At 69.0% G+C, this 20,313-nt stretch carries 15 protein-coding genes and 3 pseudogenes; 13 read left to right on the top strand and 5 right to left on the bottom strand.

The features are described 5' to 3' along the window. The first annotated feature begins 176 nt into the window (after positions 1–176). A complete protein-coding gene (locus ACZ3IC_RS28540) occupies positions 177–1,475 on the top strand; it encodes an MFS transporter (protein WP_467420731.1) in 1,299 nt (432 codons plus the stop codon). Positions 1,476–1,589: 114 nt separating this feature from the next. Here ACZ3IC_RS28540 and ACZ3IC_RS28535 read toward each other — a convergent pair whose 3' ends face one another. Beyond that, on the bottom strand, positions 1,590–1,718 hold the full coding sequence (locus ACZ3IC_RS28535; protein WP_467420729.1) for a hypothetical protein: 129 nt from the start codon (positions 1,716–1,718) through the stop codon (positions 1,590–1,592). Positions 1,719–1,907: 189 nt separating this feature from the next. Further along, a complete protein-coding gene (locus tag ACZ3IC_RS28530; protein ID WP_467420726.1) occupies positions 1,908–2,144 on the bottom strand; it encodes a hypothetical protein in 237 nt (78 codons plus the stop codon). Here ACZ3IC_RS28530 and ku point away from each other — a divergent pair. Further along, entirely contained in the window at positions 2,065–3,033 is a 969-nt protein-coding gene (gene ku / locus ACZ3IC_RS28525) for a non-homologous end joining protein Ku (RefSeq protein ID WP_467420832.1), read from the top strand. The genes ACZ3IC_RS28530 and ku overlap by 80 nt on opposite strands. Positions 3,034–3,150: 117 nt before the next feature. Here the strand turns inward: ku and ACZ3IC_RS28520 are convergent. Then, positions 3,151–3,297: pseudogene (locus tag ACZ3IC_RS28520) on the bottom strand (ATP-dependent DNA ligase); the annotation flags it as partial. 183 nt (positions 3,298–3,480) lie between these two features. Here ACZ3IC_RS28520 and ACZ3IC_RS28515 point away from each other — a divergent pair. The 5 genes from ACZ3IC_RS28515 (at position 3,481) to ACZ3IC_RS28495 (ending at position 11,227) form a co-directional block, all read left to right on the top strand. Further along, complete coding sequence (locus tag ACZ3IC_RS28515) at positions 3,481–6,348, top strand: peroxidase family protein (RefSeq protein WP_467420724.1); 2,868 nt, start codon at positions 3,481–3,483, stop codon at positions 6,346–6,348. 13 nt (positions 6,349–6,361) lie between these two features. Further along, complete coding sequence (locus ACZ3IC_RS28510) at positions 6,362–7,735, top strand: hypothetical protein (RefSeq protein WP_467420721.1); 1,374 nt, start codon at positions 6,362–6,364, stop codon at positions 7,733–7,735. Positions 7,736–7,745: 10 nt separating this feature from the next. Beyond that, positions 7,746–9,452 (top strand): thiamine pyrophosphate-binding protein, encoded by a 1,707-nt coding sequence (locus ACZ3IC_RS28505; RefSeq protein WP_467420719.1) that lies wholly within the window; start codon positions 7,746–7,748, stop codon positions 9,450–9,452. A 911-nt stretch (positions 9,453–10,363) separates the two neighbouring features. Next, positions 10,364–10,906 carry a molybdopterin cofactor-binding domain-containing protein gene (locus tag ACZ3IC_RS28500; protein ID WP_467420717.1) on the top strand — a complete coding sequence of 181 codons (543 nt, stop codon included), beginning with the start codon at positions 10,364–10,366 and terminating at the stop codon, positions 10,904–10,906. 150 nt (positions 10,907–11,056) lie between these two features. After that, entirely contained in the window at positions 11,057–11,227 is a 171-nt protein-coding gene (locus tag ACZ3IC_RS28495) for a hypothetical protein (protein WP_467420715.1), read from the top strand. A gap of 64 nt (positions 11,228–11,291) precedes the next feature. Here the strand turns inward: ACZ3IC_RS28495 and ACZ3IC_RS28490 are convergent, their stop codons facing one another. Then, complete coding sequence (locus tag ACZ3IC_RS28490; RefSeq protein WP_467420713.1) at positions 11,292–11,819, bottom strand: DoxX family protein; 528 nt, start codon at positions 11,817–11,819, stop codon at positions 11,292–11,294. A 268-nt stretch (positions 11,820–12,087) separates the two neighbouring features. Here ACZ3IC_RS28490 and ACZ3IC_RS28485 point away from each other — a divergent pair, with 268 nt between their 5' ends. The 6 genes and pseudogenes from ACZ3IC_RS28485 to ACZ3IC_RS28460 form a co-directional block, all read left to right on the top strand. After that, a complete protein-coding gene (locus ACZ3IC_RS28485) occupies positions 12,088–14,103 on the top strand; it encodes an FAD-dependent oxidoreductase (protein WP_467420711.1) in 2,016 nt (671 codons plus the stop codon). Positions 14,104–14,193: 90 nt separating this feature from the next. Beyond that, positions 14,194–14,742 (top strand): PadR family transcriptional regulator, encoded by a 549-nt coding sequence (locus ACZ3IC_RS28480; protein ID WP_467420709.1) that lies wholly within the window; start codon positions 14,194–14,196, stop codon positions 14,740–14,742. Positions 14,743–15,294: 552 nt separating this feature from the next. Then, positions 15,295–15,906, top strand: coding sequence for a TetR/AcrR family transcriptional regulator (locus ACZ3IC_RS28475; RefSeq protein ID WP_467420707.1), 612 nt, complete (start codon positions 15,295–15,297; stop codon positions 15,904–15,906). A 240-nt stretch (positions 15,907–16,146) separates the two neighbouring features. Then, positions 16,147–17,001 (top strand): SDR family oxidoreductase, encoded by an 855-nt coding sequence (locus tag ACZ3IC_RS28470; protein WP_467420704.1) that lies wholly within the window; start codon positions 16,147–16,149, stop codon positions 16,999–17,001. A 22-nt stretch (positions 17,002–17,023) separates the two neighbouring features. After that, positions 17,024–17,864: pseudogene (locus tag ACZ3IC_RS28465) on the top strand (SPFH domain-containing protein); the annotation flags it as partial. Further along, a pseudogene (locus ACZ3IC_RS28460) lies at positions 17,849–18,250 on the top strand (hypothetical protein); the annotation flags it as partial. The pseudogenes ACZ3IC_RS28465 and ACZ3IC_RS28460, both read left to right, overlap by 16 nt. A gap of 151 nt (positions 18,251–18,401) precedes the next feature. Here ACZ3IC_RS28460 and ACZ3IC_RS28455 read toward each other — a convergent pair. After that, entirely contained in the window at positions 18,402–19,628 is a 1,227-nt protein-coding gene (locus ACZ3IC_RS28455; RefSeq protein ID WP_467420701.1) for a cytochrome P450 family protein, read from the bottom strand. Positions 19,629–20,313 lie beyond the last annotated feature (685 nt).

Here is a 20,313-nt window from a genome sequence, read left to right as displayed (position 1 = left end):
GTGACGGATACGTACCTGGTCGAGGACTTCGAGAAGGCGGCGGGGATGCGGAGGCGGGGCGGGGGCTCGGGGGACTGACTTTTGAAGGGGGCAGGAGTTCTCGGGTGCTCACGACATATCTACAGGCGCCGGAAATCCCCTTGGGCGTTGTCGGTGCCGGCCTCTAGCGTCGTCCCGTGAGCTACCGCGACGTCGCCTCGAAGCAGGTCCTGATCTGGTCCTGCACCACCGTCGGCGCCCGCCTGCCGGTGGCCATGGCCCCGTTGGCCCTGGTCTTCCTGGTGCGCGAACGCTCCGGCGGCTACTCCCTGGGCGCGATCCTCGCGGCGGCCTACGTCATCGGCGAGATCGTCGGCGCCCCCGTCCTCGGGATGCACCTGCGCCCCGACCGCGCCCGTGTTCACCTGGCCGTCGGGCTCGCGGTCGGAGCCGTCGCCTTCGCGGGCCTCGGGGTGTTTCCCGACGCGCATCCGGCGGTCCTCGCCGGGTTTGCGTGTCTCGCCGGTGCCGCCCCGGCCGCTGCCACCGGTGGCCTGCGCACGCTGCTCACTGTGCTTGTACCGAAGCGTGCGACAACGCAGGCGCTGTCCGTCGAGTCGGTATTGACGGCTGGCATCTGGGCCGTCTCCCCGGCCGCGGTTGCCGGCCTGGCCCTCGGTGTCGCATCGCCCGTCCCGCTGTTTCTCGGTGCCGCCCTGATGGCGTCGTCGGTCGCGGGCCTGTGGCTGCTTCCGGCCGGCTGGGGCGCGGACGACACGGGCGGCGAGGACCGGACAGGCGCGTCGCTGCTGCGACTCCTGACCGGCGCCTGGCCGGTGTACGTCATGGGCGCGGCCAGTCTGGCCCTGCTCGGTCTGGCTGAACTCGTGCTGCCAGCTCTTCTCGAACAGCGCGGCGTCGGCGTCGGCTGGTCCGGTCCGCTGCTGACCGGGATGGCGGTGGGCGGGGGGCTCGGCGCCTTCGTCCACGGTCTTCGGTCCTGGCCTGGGCGGCTGCGCACCCGCAGCGTGGTGCTGATGGCCGGGACATCGGCCTGCGTGGCCCTCGCTGCGCTGACGCCTCACCCGGCCGGGATCGCCGCCGCGCTGGTCGTGGCGGGCACGCTCCAGTCGTGCGCGATGCTCACCCGCAACCTGTCCCTGCGCGAGGCACTTCCGCCGGGCGCTCTGGCCGCGGGTTACTCGGTGATGTACGCGGCGGCGGGTGCGGGTTACGCGGCGACAGGGTCGCTCGCCGGCGCCCTCCTCAAGGTGGTGGCACCCTCCACGGCCATCCTGGCCGGAGTCGGCCTCACCCTGGTGCTGACGGGGGTCGGCTGGTGGGGCGAGGTACGCCGGGCTGGCCGTTCAGTGACGGGATCCGACACCGCCGTGACTCTCGGCTCCGCCGCTTCCCGTCCCGCCGCTTCCGATCCCGTCGCCCCCAGCCAGGAACGTTCGGAGATAGGCGGTCGGGGTGATGCTGAGCGCCTGTAGGTGCTGCCGCATCGACTGGGCCGTGCCGAACGCCAGCAACCAAGCACCCAAACAGACTTGACAGGGAATTGTGCTCCTGCGAGCACTGCACGGTCATCGCCGGATCACCGATGGCTACGTAGGTGAGAACGAGGAACGCTTGTTGCCGAGTGCGGAAAGCATCCGCGCATCGGTGGTGACTGAAATGTTGGCGAGTTCTGGGAAGACCTCTTCGGCGTGCCGGGCCAGGCTCGCGGTCAACATGGTCCGTGAGGTGAAATGGGGGCGCTTGGCGTCACAGGACAGGCAGCAGGACTGGAGTGCGTGGTGGGGACGATCCTCAAGGGCATGAGCCGCGTCCGGTGGCATGAGTTGACGCATGCGTACGGATCAGCGGTAGAGGTTCCGGGTCGACTGTCACGCGTCGCGTGGGGTGATGCCCGGACCAGCGCTTCAGCGTTGAGTGATCTTGGTCTGTGGCTCGGTGAGCCGGCCGTCTTCGACGCGACCGTCGAGGCGGTTCCGTTTCTGTGGGATCTCGCGGTGACCGACTCGGTCACCAGTCGGTCCGGCGTGATCGAGTTGCTGCAGACGATCCTCGAGCACGCCAATCCTCCCAAGATCGAGGTGCAGCAGGCGGCTCACTTCTTTTGGCCTGGTCACGATCCCGATCAAGGTCGTCAGCGCCACCGAAGACCACGCGATCCACTTCCACCAGGTCCACCTGGAGGACATGGGCAGGGTCCGCACGCGCAAGGTCTGCTCGATCGAGGACGAGGTCGTGCCACAGGAGGAGATCGGAAGAGGGTACGAGGTCACCAAGGACGAACTCGTCCCGGTCACCGATGAAGAGCTCGACGAGATGCCACTGCCCACCGCAAAGGCCATCGAGATCTGCGCGTTCGTCGACGCCAACAGCATCGACCCGATCCGGATCAGCGACAGCTACTACCTCGCGATTGACGGGCAGGTCGCGGCGAAGCCGTACACCCTGCTCCGCAAGGCGCTGGAGCGGTCCGACAAGGTCGCCGTCGCCAAATTCGCCTGGCACAACCGTGAACGCCTCGGGCTGCTCCAGGTGCGCGACGACGCGATCGTGCTGCACGCGATGCGGTGGCCCGACGAGATCCGCAGCCCCGAGTCCCTCGCTCCCAAGATCGTCGACCTGGACGACGACGAGATCGAGCGTGCCGTCCAGCTCACCGACACCATGTCCCTCGACGACATCTCCGGCTTCCGGGACCAGTACCGCGACGCCCTGGAGAAGCTGATCGAGGCGAAGTCGCAGGGCACCGAGCTCCCGGAGCCGGCCGAGGACGAGGAACGGGAGGCCGGGAAGGTCGTCGACCTGATGGCCGCTCTGAACGCCTCCGTCAAGGCGGCCAGGGAATCGCGCGGCGAGCACGGCCAGGACGCCACCGTGCGCACGATGCAGCCACGCAAGAAGACCACGGCCAAGAAGAAGGCCGCCCCGGCCAGGAAGACCACCGCGAAGAAGACCGCGGCCGGGATGAAGCGCACGGCGAAGAAGGCCACCACGAAGAAGACCGCGGCCGGGAGGAAGCGCAGCGCGTCCTGAGCGGGCGCGGAGCGGGATGGTCATGATGGTGGGTTTGCCGCAGATCGCTCCGATGCTCGCCACGCCGGGCAGCCTGCCGCCCGCGGACATCGAGGGCCGGTGGGCGTTCGAGGTCACCGTGAGTTCCGGGTATGCGGTGGTGATGTCCGCCCCGGACCGGGACCGCAGGAGCACCGTCCCGTCACCGGGCAGGTAGACCATGGCCCGCTGCCCGTCCTGCTTCACTCGGAAGACTGGTCCCTTGAGGAGTTGGTTGACCGGCAGCGAGAGGGTGTACGGCTGGTGGGGGTGGCGGGCGTGGTCATCGCCCCTCCTTCGGGCTGGACGCCCAAGGCCCACTCCGAGGAATCAACCTCGGTACCCGTCTGCCTCACTCCGCGCGACAGCGCCCCGGAGGTGAGGCAGGGTCGCGAAGTGCAGAGAAGCCCCCTTCGCGAAGAGGCACGCATGCACAAGGTCGAGCAGTACGAGCGCTACGTCGGCGGCAGCCCGGAGGCCGAACGGCTGGTCTTCGAGCGACTCGCAGGTGACCTCCTGCGGGTGCAGCTCAAGGCGAAGAAGCGAAGCGGCTCCCCCGCTCTCGAACGGACCTTGCACGCCAAGGCGGTCCTAGGCGTGGAGAACGGCCGTCTGAGGTTCCACGACGACCTTCCCGAGGCCCTGCGGACGGGTTTCGCCAGGCCCGGAGCCGAGTACCCGGTCACCGTACGGCTGTCCAATGCGAGCGGCGTCCGTCAGCCCGACTTCGCACCCGATCTGCGCGGGGCGGCACTGCGCGTCGAGGTGGGGCCCGAGGAGACCCACGATCTGCTGATGACGAGTTTCCCGGTCTCCCATGCCCGCAACGCACGCGAGTTCGTCGCCTTCGCGCAGGCCATGGCGGGTGCCGACTCGCGGCTCGGCAAAGGGTACGCCCTGTTCGTCAAGCTGCCCCTGGCAGTCGGCTGGTCCACGGCTGTCCGCATGCGGCGCAACGTCGCCGCGGGAACCCGGCGCACGGTGTCCAGCATGGCGCTGGAGACGTATTGGAGCCGCGGCGCCATCCTGTGGGGCGACTCCGGACCGGTGCGCTATCAGCTGCGGCCCGCCGCAGGCGCCTCACCGGCCCCGGCAACGCCCCGCACCGACCCCGATCACCTGAGGCATGAGATTTCACAGCGGCTGCGTCAGACGGATGTCGTCTTCGAGCTCTGCGTGCAGCTCTACGTGGACGCCCAGCGCACCTCCATCGAGGACGGTGCGGCCGAGTGGAGGGAGGAGGACGCGCCCATCCTGCCGGTGGCCACGCTGACCATCCCGCGCCAGGACATCCACACCGCCGATGCGCGCGCCTCCGCGTCGCGGGTCGACCTGCTGGCGTTCAACCCGTGGCACACCACGGAGAGCTTCCGGCCCCTGGGCAACCTCAACCGTGCCCGCAAGCTCGCTTACGAGGCAAGCAGCGCTCACCGCCTGGGCCACCGCTTCCTGACCGTCGAGCCACGGCGCAATGCTCTGCTCGGGGCACCGCTTCGGGCCGCCTTCCGCACCGTGAACCGCTTCGTCCCATGGCACCGGCTGCCCACCCCCCTCGGACTGCTCAACCTCATGGCCTTCCGGCAGACATTGCGCCGACACAACCTCATCGACACCGAAGTCCATGAGGCTCCGCCCGAGGCCCGGCCGGTGGAGGCCCCGTTCGACGAGGAGCTGCTGGTCAGGCGCAGTTACGACGGCACATACAACGATCTGTCGGCGCCGCGGATGGGCGCTGTCGGCGCGACATTCGGCCGCACCATGCCCCCCGTTCACCGCCCGGACCAGTTCGACACGCCCAATCCGGTGACCGTCAGCAGGCAACTGCTCCAGCGTGACGTGTTCATCCCCGCGACATCGCTGAACATCATCGCCGCCGCGTGGATCCAGTTCCAGGTGCACGACTGGGTCAACCACAAGAGGTTTCCCGTCGGCACCAAGAGCGTCGAGGTGCCACTGCCGCCCGGCGACACCTGGCAGAACACCCCGGGCGGACCGCAGGAGAAGGTGATGCGCTTCGGCGAGGACGAGGCGGTGAATCCACCTGGCAGCGGGCAGCCGCCGATCCTGTTCGCCAGCGGCGTCTCGCACTGGTGGGACGGTTCGGAGCTCTACGGCGGCGACCGGTCCGTTGCGATGTCGCTTCGTGAGCCCGATGGCGGCGCTGGGCTCCGACTGGAGGAGGGGCACCTGCCGAACGGCACGAACGGCATCCCGCTCAGCGGATTCACCGACAACTGGTGGCTCGGCCTCAGCGCTATGCACACCCTGTTCGCCCGTGAGCACAACGCGGTGTGCGAAGCCCTGCGGCACGAATATCCGCGCATGGACGAGGATCGGGTGTACCACACGGCGCGGCTGGTCATCTCCGCCCTGATCGCGAAGATCCACACAGTCGAGTGGACTCCCGCGATCCTCGCCACCAAGACGCTCGATATCGGTATGAAGACCAACTGGCAGGGGCCGCCGAAGAACTGGCTCGACCAGTTGGGCGTCTGGCTGCTGGAGGCGAACGGGCAGCAGGGCATCCCCAAGAGCCTGCCCGACCACCACGGGGCCCCGTACTCCCTCACGGAGGAGTTCGTCACCGTCTACCGGATGCACCCTTTGATCCCCGACGACTACGAGCTCATCGACCACCGATTCGGCCGCCGGCTCGACACCCTGGGCTTCACCGACATCCAAGGCGCCGCCGCAGAGCCACTCATCCGTAAGACCGGTCTGGTGAACACCCTGTACTCGCTGGGCATCGCCCAGCCAGGGGCGATCACCTTGCACAACTTCCCGCGAACCCTGCAGGCGTTCAAGCGGGACGGGGAAGTGATCGATCTCTCCGTGGTCGACCTGGTGCGCACCCGACGCCGCGGCGTCCCGCGCTACAACGACTTCCGCGCCGGCCTGCACAAACCGCGGATTCGGCGGTTCGAGGACCTCTCCTCCGATCCGGAGACGGTCGCACGGCTTCGCGACGTGTACCACTCAGTGGACGACATCGACACCATGGTGGGGCTCTTCGCCGAGAATCCGCCCGCAGGCTTCGGCTTCAGCGACACCGCCTTCCGCGTCTTCATCCTGATGGCCAGCAGACGGTTGCAGAGCGACCGTTTCCTCACAGTCGACTTCCGGCCAGAGGTCTACACGCCCCTCGGCATGGACTGGATCGAACGCAACGGTATGACGAGCGTCATCCTGCGGCACTGCCCCGAGCTGGCGGGCATCCTGTCCCGCGCGGCCAGCGCGTTCGCGCCTTGGCGCCCGGTCCATCCCGTCCGGAACACCAGCGGCTCCCGCCGCGGCTGAGCGGGAGAAGACCATGTCCGCACCCGACAATGCAGGCCACCCCGGCCTGGAAGACCTTCTTTCCCGTCCGCTGTGGGAGACGGTCTTCAAGCGGCGCACCCACCGCGTCAGCAGGGGCGCGTCCGTGCCGGCCGGGTCGATGAGCTATCGATCCGCGCACCGGCCGGAGCCGCTGGGCGAGCTCGAGGAGGCGGTGCTCATCGCCCTCACCGGCTCCTCGGGACTCACCATGCCCGACCGGCCCTTCGAAGACCCGCGCGATCACAAACCCATCATGGCCAAGCCGAACCTGAACATGACGGGGCGGACCGCGGGCAGTCCCGACAACGCGCAGGCCACCCACTTCTTCATGATCAACGACAGTGGCACGTACTACCTGAGGAAGCTGCCTCCTTCCCTGGACCATGCCTTCGATCCAGACACCCTGATCGAACGTGCACGCCAGTCGAAGGTGCGGGTACTGGACCGCCGCCTGGACGTCGCCGACAAGGTGCGCGACTTCCCGGCGTACCTCGACTCCAACCGGTTCCTGTCCAATCTCCCGGGCACCACGCTCTTCCTGCCGGTGGTCGATCTCTCCCATCAGTACATCAACGCGCTGATGTATCTGCTCACCCAGCCCGAGGGAGCCCGGCCCACGCTCGTCGACGACCGTAACTTCTACCGCCCGGCCGGGGTGCGGAAATGGGTGCGGAACGGCTTCCTCAACTCCGCCATCAAGCTGCCGCTCGGTTCTCTGGGGCCGATGCGTACCCAGGTCGAAGCCGACCTGCTGCTGCAGAACATGATGCTGGTCGCGGACGCCATGGGACTCGGTGCCTGGATCCACGCGACGGTCAGCCCCCAGATCATGCTGGGCGACCCGAAGTTCTCGCGGACCTACGGCCGCATGCTGGGCTTCGACTTCGTCACACCGAAGTTCCGCCCTGCCGACATCCTGCGCTGGCAGGTGCCGCTGCCGAAATACGCTGACCTGCGCGCCCACCCAGTGGGGCTGCGGGCCGGCGGTGAACACCTCATCAAAAGCGCTTGCCCACCCAACTACCCGTCGATGCAGGACGCCGTCGACTCCGTCGTCCGCTCCAAGTTCGGGAAGAAGGGCATCTATGCGGACAAGGATTTGTTCACCCGCATCTACAAGGACGACTACGCGCAGCGTTACCTCGCCGAAGCCAGTGAGTACAACCGGCAAGTGATCGAATGCGCGCGGGACATCTGCGTGTACATCCACGAGACCCACGGGCGGTTTCCGGCACACACCGACGCCATCCATGTACCCGGCATCTGGCTGCAGGCGCACCACGTCGAATCCGAATACTACGACCGGTTCTTCCAGGGCGGCCTGACCGAAGCTCACCGTCGGCACCCCTCGCGCTGGGACGGATGAGGGAGACCCGATGAGAGTCTACGAGGCCATCGTCAAGGGGCTGGAAGGCATCGGGGTACGAGCAGCCTTCGGCGGTGCCGGGGAGAACGCGGCCGGTCTGATGCTGGCGCTGAAGCATTCGCGCCAGATCCGGCCGGTCATCACGCGACACGAGCAGGCCGCTTCCTTCATGGCGTGCGGCTATGCCATGTACACCAACCGGCTGGGCTTCTGCTTCGCGACGGCCGGGCCGGGCGCGTTCAATCTGTTCTCGGGGCTGGCCGTGGCCATGTCCGACTCCTATCCGGTCCTGGCCGTCTCGGGGTACGCAAGCATGAAATGGCGCGGATGGGGCTCGCTCAATGAGACTTCGGGAGTCAACCGCACGCCCGACTCCCAGGCCATGTTCGCGGCCACGACCAAGAAGTCCTTCCTGCTCACCGACATCGCCGACACATGCGATGTCCTTGAGGAAGCGGTCAACATCGCATTCGAGGGAAGGCCCGGGCCCGTGCACATCCACGTGCCCGAGGACCTGACCCACCGCGGCGTCGAGGTCACGAACTTCCGGCCGCTGATGCTCGACGTAAAGCCCGTCCTGCCGGACCCGGCACGGGTGGTGGAGATCGCTGCCGTACTGGCGGACGCCCTGGCACGGGGGAAGCGAATCGTGGCGCTCGTCGGCTTCGGTGCGGTACGGAGCGGGGCGGGACCGGAGGTCGAGCGGCTGATCGAGCGGTTCCAGATCCCCCTGCTCACCACCCTGGACGGCAAGGGCATCGTGTCCGAGGGACACCCGCTCGCGGTCGGGGTCTTCGCTGACAGCGGCCACTCCAGTGCGTGGAAGGCCTTCCGCCGGGCCGACGTCGTCCTGTGCATCGGCAATTCCCTCAATCAGCACGCCACGTTCAATTACCGCGAGGACCTGTTCGAGAACAAGCTGCTCATCCATGTGAACATCTCCGAGGGCGAGTTCTGCAAGGCCTATCGGCCCGACTACACCCTCGTGTCCGACGCGCGTCCCGCAGTGGCTGCCCTGGCCGACGCGCTGGAGCGGATGGTCGGCGAAGTACCGGCGGTCGAGGTCGACGGCCGGGACTACGAGGCCCGGAAGATCATCCACCTGACGGGAGAGATCCACCCCGGAGAACTCGCGCAGTCGATCGGGCGAATGCTGCCGCCACGGGGTGTTCTGCTCGCGGACGCGGGCGCCCACCTGGCGTGGCTCGGGTATTACGTGGAGCTTGAACAGGGGCAGAACTTCCGCAAAGCCGGCTCCTTCGGGCCGATGGCCGGACACGTCAACGGAGCCATCGGCCTGAAGGTCGCCCACCCGGACCGGACCGTTGTCGTCGGCTGTGGCGACGGATGCTATTCGCTGTCCGGTTTCGAGCTGATGACCGCCGTCGAGCACGAGATCCCCGTCATCTGGGTCATCTTCAACGACGGGGAATTCAAGCTGATCAAACTCTTCCAGATCGTCACGTACGCCGAGTCCGCCCTTGTCGAGTTCCAGAATCCGGACTTCGCTTCGTATGCTCGTGCATGCGGCGCGGACGGCTACCAGGTGGAGACACTCGAGGAATTCGAGGAGGCGTTCCGCACGGCGCTGGCCTCCGGCCGGCCCACGCTCATCGACGCCAGGATCACGCGATGGGCCGTGCCGCACTACAGCCCGTCACCCGACGGCGTGATCGATGGTCTCGTCGAGACCCTCGAAGCACGCTTCCGAGACTGACGGCCCGTCGCCACCCTGGCCGCCGCGGCGGCCGGCGATTGCGCGCTGCCGCGAGCTCGGCCTCCACCGGCGTCCGCTCCGCCGGACCTCGGCAAGCCCGGTACGGAGCTCCGCTCCCGGCCGGATGCTGCCCACGTCGGCCCAGTGTCCTGATCGACCAGCCAGAGCGGGTGGCTGTCGGTCGCCGTGATGGCGGCGGGCCCTTGATCGGTGGTGACGGTGAGCCTCGTGAAGTCCTTGTCGTCCTCGGTGGTGATGACGTTGGTCACCGCTGGGCGGTGGTGATCCGACGTTCCGGATCGGTGGCGGTCACCCGGTCCCCGACGCGGATGCTGCTCGGCACGCTTGAACGCGCGGCCCGGGCCGGTCGCCTGCATGTACCTGTCGAGGCTGCCGCCGAGATGATCCAGGCCACCAGTGCCGGCGTCGCCCTCGCCCTCATCACCGCCCCGCCGACGCCCGCGACATGGCCCTGCCCGACCGCACTCGGGACACGGTGCCGGCCGCCCTCACCACAGATCCCGCACCCACCGACCGCGACACCACCCCCGCCTCCCACGCAATTGCTCTCGACGCCGTGCTGGCCCCGGGCACGAATCCCTCACGGCGAGTGAGGTCACCCTGCTCCGCGAGTGGCTCGCACGCCTCGCATCGGCCTGACCGCGCCCGGCCTGCACGTTGGTCACGTGGCGCGCGTACACCCGCGCTGCCGTAGGTGGCGCGGCCGGTCGGTCTGCCGGATGGCATTGCCGATCAGTTCGCCGGCCAGTAGCCCGACAGTGCCGACGCGATCGTCCAGGCCCTCAGACCCACTCACACTTCCCGCTGCGTACGGTGCCCGAGCGGGTGCACCAAGTGGCAGTCCGCTTTCGCTCGCGACACGATGAACCCCACCTTTGGGAGGTAATTTCGTGTCCGTAAGGCAACCGCCCGCCGTGGAGGCCGCCGCTTCCGTTCTGCCGGAACGCGGGCCCGGCCCGGAGAAGGTCACGCTGACGGTCAACGGCGTCGAACGGTCCATGGAGATCGAACCCCGGGACCAGTTCGCGGAGGTCGCCGTCGACGCCGATCTCGGCGTGGTCCGGGTCCGTCGGATGGTCGGCGCCTTCGCCCCCGGACGGGTACTCAACCCCAAGACGGCCCGCAGCCAACTGATCGGCGGCATGATCTGGGGTCTCGGCCAGGCGCTCCTCGAAGCGAACTACATGGACCCGCGCCGCGGCCGCTGGGTCGCCTCCAGCCTGGGCGACTACCTGATCCCGGTCAACGCCGACGCCCCGGAGATCGACGTGGAACTCATCGAGGTCGAAGACAAGATCGTCAACCCGCTCGGCGTCAAGGGGGTCGGCGAAGTCGGCCAGGTCGGCGCTGCCGCAGCCATCGCCAACGCGATCCACCACGCCACGGGCCGACGCGTACGCAAAATGCCCATCACCATCGAGGACCTGCTCTGAGCGGAGTCTTGACGCGGGAGCCGACCGCCGCGGGGCGACACGACACGCACGCGACCCCAACCAGACCTTCGTGATCGCTTCACCGGGAAGTCAGCCGGGCCGCACCACAACCTGGCGCACGGCACCTGACGTCTCTGGTTCGGACCGGTTATGCATCCCGAACCGGACGCGATCCTGTCCAAGGGCGACGTGCGCAACGACAACGGCGACGGCAAGGGCCCACCTACCGGACCACAGACAGTGGTGCGTAGCACGGTGGTCGTCGCCGTCGACGTGTACGGGAACGCCTCCCCGGCCGCGTCCCTGATGTTCCGTGGGTAGCCCGCGGCCGGGACCGGGCGGCTCCCTCCCTGGGGTGCCGTCCGGTCCCTGTCCTGCCGGGTGGTCAGGTCGCGTCGGGGTCGACCGCGACCCGGCCCTTGGAGCGCTTGCCGACGACGGCTGCCGCTGCGACCGCGCTGCCCGCGAAGGCGAGGGCGACCATCCATGGCTGGTTGAAGACATGCCGAGTGGCATGGTTGACGGAGTACCGGCCGGGTCCGATCAGGCCGATCGCCGCGGCGGTGAAGCCGAGGAAGGCCGGGTACTCGTAGCCGCCGCCCTGTGCGAAGAACCCGGCGGGTGCGTGGACGGCCACGGCGCCCGCCATCGCCCCGGCCGCGGCCGCACCGGCCGCACCGGTCGCGAGACCGAGAGCCAGCAGTACGCCGCCGCCCGCCTCGCCGAGCCCGGCGGCGACCGCGCTGTGCTTCGGCGGGTGGAAGCCCATGGCCTCCATCGCGGCGGTGGTTCCTTCGATGCCTGCGCCGCCGAACCAGCCGGCCAGCTTCTGGGTGCCGTGCGCAGCCAGGACCGCGCCGGTGCCGACACGCAGGACGAGCAGGCCGAGGTCACGCCGGTCGAGGCAGGCCATGAGGGTCTCCGCAAGGGTTCGGGGGTGGGTGGGCTCGCAGGCGCCGCCCGTGCCGTGGCGGGGGGGTGCCGCGGTTCCACATTCCGTGACGGGTGGGTGCCGCGGTTCCACTTTCCGTGGTGTGGGGCGCCGACGTGTCCTGGTGTTACGCCATCCGAGGGACGATCGCTTTCACGGCTCTGCAACGAACGCCATTATGCAACTTGTTGCACAATGGCATTTCGGTGGTCTACAACTGGCGCAACGACACTGCGTGAGGAGCCGCCGCATGAACCCGTACCCGAATCTGCTGAGCCCGCTCGACCTCGGGTTCACCACTCTTCCCAACCGGGTGCTGATGGGGTCGATGCATATCGGTCTGGAGGAGGTCGAGCGCGGCTTCGAGCGGATGGCCGCCTTCTACGCGGAACGCGCCCGGGGCGGTGTCGGCCTGATGGTCACGGGTGGGATCGCCCCGAACGCCCGGGCCTGTTCGTTGCCGGGTGGCGCCAAGATGACCACCGAGGCGGAGGCGGAGCAGCATGCGCGCGTCACCGCCGCCGTGCATGAGGCGGGCGGCCGTATCGCCATGCAGATCCTCCATTTCGGCCGGTACGCGCACCATCCCGACCTGGTTGCGCCGAGCGCGATACAGGCACCGATCAGCGCCTTCACTCCGCACGCCCTCACGGACGACGAGGTCGAGCAGACCATCGAGGACTTCGCCAGGGCCGCGGAGCTCGCGCAGCGTGCCGGGTACGACGGTGTCGAGATCATGGGCTCCGAGGGCTATCTGATCAACGAGTTCATCACCGCCGCCACCAATCACCGCACCGACCGCTGGGGCGGCGCGTACGAGAACCGCATCCGGTTCCCCGTCGAGGTCGTGCGCCGGGTCCGCGAACGGGTCGGCAACGATTTCATCCTGATCTACCGGCTCTCGATGCTGGATCTGGTGCCCGGCGGTTCCTCACTGGAGGAAGTCGTGCAGCTCGCGCGCGAGATCGAGTCGGCCGGCGCGACGATCATCAACACGGGGATCGGGTGGCACGAGGCGCGCATCCCGACCATCGCCACATCCGTGCCGCGCGGTGCCTACACGTGGGTCACCGAGAGGGTGCGCGGTGCCGTCTCCGTACCCCTGGTGACGAGTAACCGCATCAACACTCCCGAGGTCGCCGAGGAGATCCTCGCCTCGGGTCGGGCGGACATGGTGTCGATGGCCCGGCCGTTCCTCGCCGACCCGGACTTCGTCGTCAAGGCGGCCGAAGGCCGCGCCGATGCGATCAATACCTGCATCGGGTGCAACCAGGCCTGCCTGGATCACGTCTTCAGCGGCCGAGTCACCTCCTGCCTGGTCAATCCGCGTGCCTGCCACGAGACCGAACTCACCCTGTCACCGACCCGAACCGTCAAGCGGGTGGCGGTCGTCGGCGCCGGGCCCGCCGGTCTCGCGTGCGCCGTCTCGGCGTCCGAGCGCGGGCACGAGGTGACACTCTTCGACGCGGCCGAGGAGATCGGCGGCCAGCTGAATGTGGCGCGCCGGGTTCCCGGCAAGGAGGAGTTCAACGAGACGCTGCGCTACTTCCGCACACGGCTCTCGGAGGAGAAGGTCGAGCTGCGGCTCGGTACGCGGGCCACGGCCGATGCGCTCGACAGCTTCGACGAGGTCGTCCTCGCCACCGGTGTCACGCCCCGCTCCCCCGCGATACCGGGTCTGGATCACCCCAGCGTGGTCAGCTACCTCGATGTCCTGCGCGACGGCGCGCAGGTCGGTGACCGGGTCGCGATCATCGGGGCGGGCGGGATCGGTTTCGATGTCGCCGAGTTCCTGACCGATTCGGGCGATGCGGCAAGCCTCGACCCCGAGGCGTTCTTCCGGCAGTGGGGCGTGGACACCGGCTACCGCGACCGGGGCGGTCTCCGCGCCCCGGAGCGTGCGAAGACGCCACGCACCGTCCATCTGATCCAGCGCAAGACCAGCAAGGTCGGTGCGGGGCTGGGGAAGACGACCGGGTGGATCCACCGCACCGAACTGCGGCACCGCGGCGTCACGATGATCGCAGGCGCCGCCTACGACCGGATCGACGACGAAGGACTGCACCTGACGGTCGACGGAGAGCAGCATCTCCGGCCGGTCGACACGGTGGTGCTCTGTGCGGGCCAGGAGCCGCGTCGCGAGCTGTACGAGGAGCTGATCGCCGCGGGCCGTCCGGCGCATCTGATCGGCGGCGCCGATGTGGCCGCCGAACTGGACGCCAAGCGCGCGATCCGCCAGGGCACGGAGCTCGCGGCTTCGTTGTGACGGATGCGAAAACCCTTGGCCCGAGGGATTCCGACCGGCCCGGCCCCTCCGTCATGGGGCCATGACCCGACCGTCCTTAGGATGCACCCCATGTCACTCCCGCATGCGATCCTCACCGCCCTGCTCGAGAAGCCGTCGTCGGGGTTGGAGCTGACCCGCAGGTTCGACCGGTCGATCGGCTACTTCTGGTCCGCGACGCACCAGCAGATCTACCGCGAGCTGGGGAAGCTGGAGCAGGCCGGGCAGATCCGGGCGCTGCCGTCGGAGCAGCCCGCCCGCGGGCAGAAGAAGGAGTACAAGGTGCTGCCCGCGGGCCGGGAGGCGCTGTCCGCATGGGTGGCCCGTTCCGAGGATCCCAAGCAGATCCGGGATCCGCTGCTGCTGCGGATGCGGGCGGCGGCGGTCGTCGGGGCACCCGGCCTGGATGCGGAACTGCGCCGCCATCTGGGGCTGCACCGTCGACAGCTGGCGGAGTATCTGGAGATCGAGGAGCGGGACTTCCCGCCCGAGCAGAACTCCGACGAGGACCGGCTGCGGCATCTGGTTCTGCGTGGCGGCATCGATCTGGAGAACTTCTGGATCGGTTGGCTGACACGGGCACTGGCCCGGGACGAGGATCCGAGTCCGTCCGGCGGCTGACGGCGTGGCGTCCAGCGGGCCGGCTTGCGGGTGACGGGTCGGCGGGTGGGTTGTTCTCCAGCGTGGCAGTTCGGCGGGCAAGCGTCACGTCCTCGCGACATGCCCCCCCGGCGGCAGACGTCGCTTCCTCTTGTCACGGTCCGCCCACCGGGGTCCGGCCCAGTTCCGGTCGCAGCGTCGGCCGGTCCGTCGGCGCCCGGCTCCCGATCACGACCCGCGACGGTGATCCGGCCCCTGGTATCGGCTCCGCCATGGCCTGGTCGGCGATGGTCGGGGTCCCCGCGTGTGCGCGTCTGAGCAGAATCACGCCCCGTACCGCCGCGGCCGAGCAGGGCCTGGACCTGACTGATCGGTCGGGCAGAACTGTCCGGCTCCTGATCTGCGGGCTCGCTACCGGCATTCCTCACCCGGTGCCCCTTCGCTGACGAAGCAGTGTTACGGCGGCATGGTGCGGCCCATGCCGTACCGATACGCGAACGTATCGGTACACATGCGTTTCGGTACACTGGCGTATCGATGGACCTCGTCGCAGAATCGCCGAGAGGCAATCGCATGCCTCCGCAGGAACCGGCACACACGCCACGCCGCTCGAAGATCACGCCGACGCGGGCGCAGGAGATCTACGCGGCCGTGCTCGACATGCTGAGAGAATCCGGTTACGAGGCCCTCACCATGGAGGGGGTCGCCTCGCGGACGCGCTGCGGCAAGTCCACGCTCTACCGGCAGTGGGGTTCCAAGCCCGAACTGGTCGTGGCGGCGCTGCACGGCACCCGGCGGATGCTGCTTTCGGACATCGACACCGGCACACTGGCAGGAGATCTGCGCGAGGCCGCCCGGGCCATCGGGGCGGACTCAGGCCGCGACACGCCGTTGATGCACGCGTTCAGCCATGCCGCGCTACAGAGCCCCGAACTGCTGTGCGCACTACGCGAGGCACTGATCGTGCCGGAGATCGCGGCGATCGCGGCGATGGTCCGGCGCAGCGCGGAGCGCGGCGAGATTCCGGCGGAGACTCCCGCGGCGGAGTTCGTCTCCGTGCAGCTGCTGGGTGTGATGCGTGCCCGGCCGCTGCTGGAGGGGAAGTACGCGGATGGGGCATATCTCACCCGCTTCCTGGAGAGCGCCGTCTTTCCCGCACTTGGACTGGGCGCGTCCGCGCCCTAGTCCCGACAGATGTGGGCCGTCGTCCGAGCGGATGACGAGGGCCCGCTCACGCCGCACCGTGGGGACGGGGGCGGCGTACCATCCGGGCGGCCGGTGACCCCCCGCGGGGGCCACCGGCCGCCCGTGTTGCGCCCCCACTCACCCATCCCGCCCGGCCGAAGCGGCGACTGTTCCACCAAACAAACGATTGGTAGCTTTATCGAACCGGACAGCACACTTCGGCTACAGCAGAGGCGGACCATGAACATCGGCGATCCCATCGATTTCACGGGACGGGCAGTGATCGTCACCGGTGGCACGAAGGGCATCGGCGCCGCGATCGCCGAGGCCTTTCTCTCCGCCGGTGCGGATGTACTGGTCTGCGGGCGCGGCGAACCGCCGGAATTGCCGAAGAGTGGCGCCCGGCAGGCCCACTTCCGCTCAACCGACGTCCGCGACCCGGCGGCCGCCGCCGCGCTGGTCGACACCGCGGTGGAACGGTTCGGACGGCTGGATGTGCTCGTCAACAACGCGGGCGGCTCCCCCGACGCCGACGCGGCCACCGTGTCACCGCGGTTCGTCGAGAAGGTCGTCGCGCTCAATCTGCTGGCCCCGTTCTATGTGGCGCAGGCCGCCAACCGGGTCATGCGGAGCCAGAGCGAGGGAGGCTCGGTCATCAATATCGGCAGTGTCTGCGCGCACACCCCGCAGCCGGGCGCGGCCGCCTACACGGCGGCCAAGGCCGGGCTCCTGGGACTGACTCGGGCGCTGGCTCTCGAGTGGGCACCGAGGGTTCGCGTCAACCACATCACGACCGGATTGGTCCGCACCGAGAGCGCGGCATCGGTGTACGGGGAGGACGGCGGCGCCGCGGTGGCCGGAGTGATTCCCATGCGACGGATGGCCGCGCCGAACGATGTGGCACACGCCTGCCTGTACCTGGCGGGTGGCCTGGCCCCGTACGTCAACGGCGCCGATCTGGCGGTACACGGCGGAGGCGAGGTGCCGGCCAGATTCCTCGCCGCTCAAGGCGAACAGGGCGGCGGCGACCGGCGAACCGGCGACCATTCTCGTCTCCTTGACGATATCAACCGATTCCCCTTATCGTCCTCATGACGAGAACAAGGGGGATTCCGACATGGCCGACATCACCAGGCGCTTCGGCTGGCGCCACCTGCGCTCCGCGCCCACTGCCCACATCCGCCACCACAAGCGCGGCCGACTCGCCCACGACGGAACGGGACTGAGCTTCTGGTACCGGTCACTGACTGCCGCACTCTCTGAAATTCCGGTCAACGACCGGGAGTTGGCGATGGCCTTCCATGCCCGTACGTCCGACTTCCAGGACGTCACCGTGCAGGCCACCGTGACGTACCGGATCAGCGACCCGGCCGAGGCCGCCGCCCGCCTGGACTTCTCGGTCGATCCGGACACCAGGGTCTGGCGCGGCGCGCCGCTGGAGCAGATCGCCACGTTGCTCACCGAGACCGCCCAGCAGCACACCCTGGACGTACTGGCCCGGACGGCGCTGGCCGAGGCGCTGGTCGACGGTGTCGCAGCGGTACGCGACCGAGTCGCAGCGGGGCTCGCCGCCGAACCCCGGCTGCCCGCCACCGGTATCGACGTCGTCGCGGTGCGGGTGGTCGCCATCCGCCCCGAGGCCGAGGTGGAGCGCGCCCTGCGCACCCCCGCCCGCGAGCAGATTCAGCAGGAGGCCGACCGGGCCACCTACGAGCGCCGCGCCGTCGCCGTGGAACGGGAGCGGACCATCGCCGAGAACGAGCTGGCCAGCCAGATCGAACTGGCCCGCCGCGAGGAGCAGTTGGTCGAACAGCGCGGCACCAACACCCGCCGCGAGGCCGAGGAGAACGCCGCGGCCGACGGGGAACGGGGTGTGCGCCGAGGCCGAGGCGGCACGCAAGGTGCGGCTGGCCCGGGCCGAGGCCGAAGCCGCACGCGAGGTCTCGGCCCGCCCGGCCACCAGACCGCCCGCTACCGGCTCGGCCCCGACGCGCCCGACGCCCCCACCGAACCGCAGGCCTCGTCGGGCGTACTGGTCGGCACGGGCACAGGCGCCACGGGCTGGCTCCGCTCGCTTTGGCAGGAACGCCACAGCGCCCTGCGACTCCCGGCGCCCCCCGAGCCGCGGCTCCTCTGGTTCGTCCGCGAGGCTTGGCCCTCACCCGCGACCCGCACCTCACTGGTGGCGGGCGAACTGGGGCGCGGACAAGGGCTGCGGCTCACCGTCGAGTCCGACCGGGTGGTGGTCTTCGGCGACGGAATGGAGACGGACGCCCTGGAACTGACATGGGGTCAGACAGCGCGGCTCGGCATCTCGGCGACGTCGCTGCGGCTGACCATCTGACGACCCGGACTTCGGGCTCTGCATGATCACTGTGCCGGAACCCGCTCTCCGCCGTCGAGCTCCCGCGGCCCCGGCACGGTCAGCGGACGACCGTAACACCTCGGGTTCCGGCTCGCCCGATCGCTGTGCGCGGCGTGCACGGTGCGCACGGTCAGTCCCGGGCGCCGGGGGTGAAGGTGACCGGCAGGTGTTCGGGGCCGCGCAATCCGCCCGGCCGCCACCGCAGTTCGTCGGGGGGCACGGCCAAGGTGAGGCCGGGGAGCCGGCGCAGGGCGGTGCCGATGGCGATCTGGCCCTCGAGCCGGGCCAACGGGGCGCCCAGGCAGTAGTGGATGCCGTGCCCGAACGCGAGGTGGTCGTTGTCCTGACGGGCGATGTCCAGGCGGTCGGGTTCGGGGAAGTGCTCCGGGTCCCGGTCTGCGATGGCGGAGGCGATCAGGACGGTCGCACCGCGCGGGATGTTCACCCCTGCGATCGTGACGTCCTCGCGCGCGAACCGGGCGATGCCGGGGTTGACCGGTCCGTCGTAGCGCAGGAATTCCTCGATCGCGCCAGGCAGCAGCGCCGGATCGTCCCGCAGCATCCGGAGCTGGTCGGGGTGGGCGAGCAGTGCGGCAATGCCACTGCCGATCAGATTGACCGTGGTGACGTATCCGGCCGCCAGCAGCAGAAAGGCCATGGCGATCAACTCGTCCTCGTCGAGCCGCTGCTCCTCGTCCCGAGCGGTGATCAGCGCGCTGAGCAGGTCGTCCCCGGGCCGGGCTCGTTTGGCCTCCAGGAGCCCGGTCAGGTACGAGCGCATCCGCCGCCACGCCTCGTCCACCCGGGCCCGGTCCGGTGGCTCCGCCCCCTGGAGGATCATGTCGTCGGTCCACTGCTGGAAGTCGCGCCGGTCGGTCACGGGCACCCCGAGCAGTTCGCTGATCACTGTGACCGGGAGCGGCAGCGCGTAACTCTCGACGAGGTCGGCGCGACCGGTCGGCACGATTGCGTCGAGCAGTCGGTCTGCGATCTCCTGTACGCGCGGCCGCAGCTTCGCCACCCTGTGCGCGGTGAACGCCTTGGAGACCAGGCGGCGCAGGCGGGTGTGGTCGGGTGGATCGGAACGGAGCATGTTGCGCACCATGGACTCGCGGTCGGTGGCGGGCAGCCGCTCGATGAGCCGGGGATCCGACGCATCGCGGATGTCGCTGCTCAGCTGCGGGTGGGACAGTGCCATGAGGCCGTCTTCGTACCGGGTGACCAGCCAGGCTTCCATGCCTCCGGCGATGACGGCGCGCCGCACCGGGCCGTCGTCGCGCAGTTGTCGGTAGAGCGGAAAGGGGTCCGCCACAAAGGTCGGGTCGGTGTAGGGCAGGAGGACCGGCTGCTGGCTCATCATGCCTCCCGTAGGGCATCGCGCCTCTTCGCGCGCACGTGAAATGTTTTGAGCTGATATGTCCCAGCGTAAGGGGCAAGGGAGCCATCGAGGGGAAGGACAGGCCGAGCCGGGGTCGGGCTCGTCGGCCTGCACGGGCGGGTGGGACGATCCGATGGTGGTCGGGCGAGGGGCACACACCTCGCCCCGGAGCGGCGGGACGGGGATGCTCAGCTCGACGTGTCCGCGCGGGGGCGGGACGCTGTCGCGACGGCCGTCGCGTCCGGCGGTGGAGTGGCGGCGAGACCGGCCCCTACCGTGTGGTCCCCAACTGGTCCCCACTCGCATGTCACATGCTCTGCCGCCAGGCCACTCCGTGATATGTCCAGACGACAACGAAGCTGCGGACTACCCCACTCTTTCCGGCGGAGTGCCGATAGCATCCCGTTCTTAGGCTGGGGTAGTCCATTCACGGGTGCATGTCCAGTCTCATGGCGCTCCATTGCAGAAGAGGAACGGACACCCTGTGAGCATGCTCGCATAGACGTGCGGGTACAGCCTGCCCGCACTGGTGACCCGAAGCGGGTCGGTCCCTACCGGATCATCGGCCGCCCCTCGCCGCACTGGCCAGCGCTCTCGTGGCCGCCTCCCACGACCAGTACTCTGTCGTCACACACGGATCCTGGGCGCCCTCTGCCCGCTCCGG

Source organism: Streptomyces sp. NPDC002958, assembly GCF_055563255.1.
This window is presented reverse-complemented; position numbering and strand designations above follow the sequence as displayed.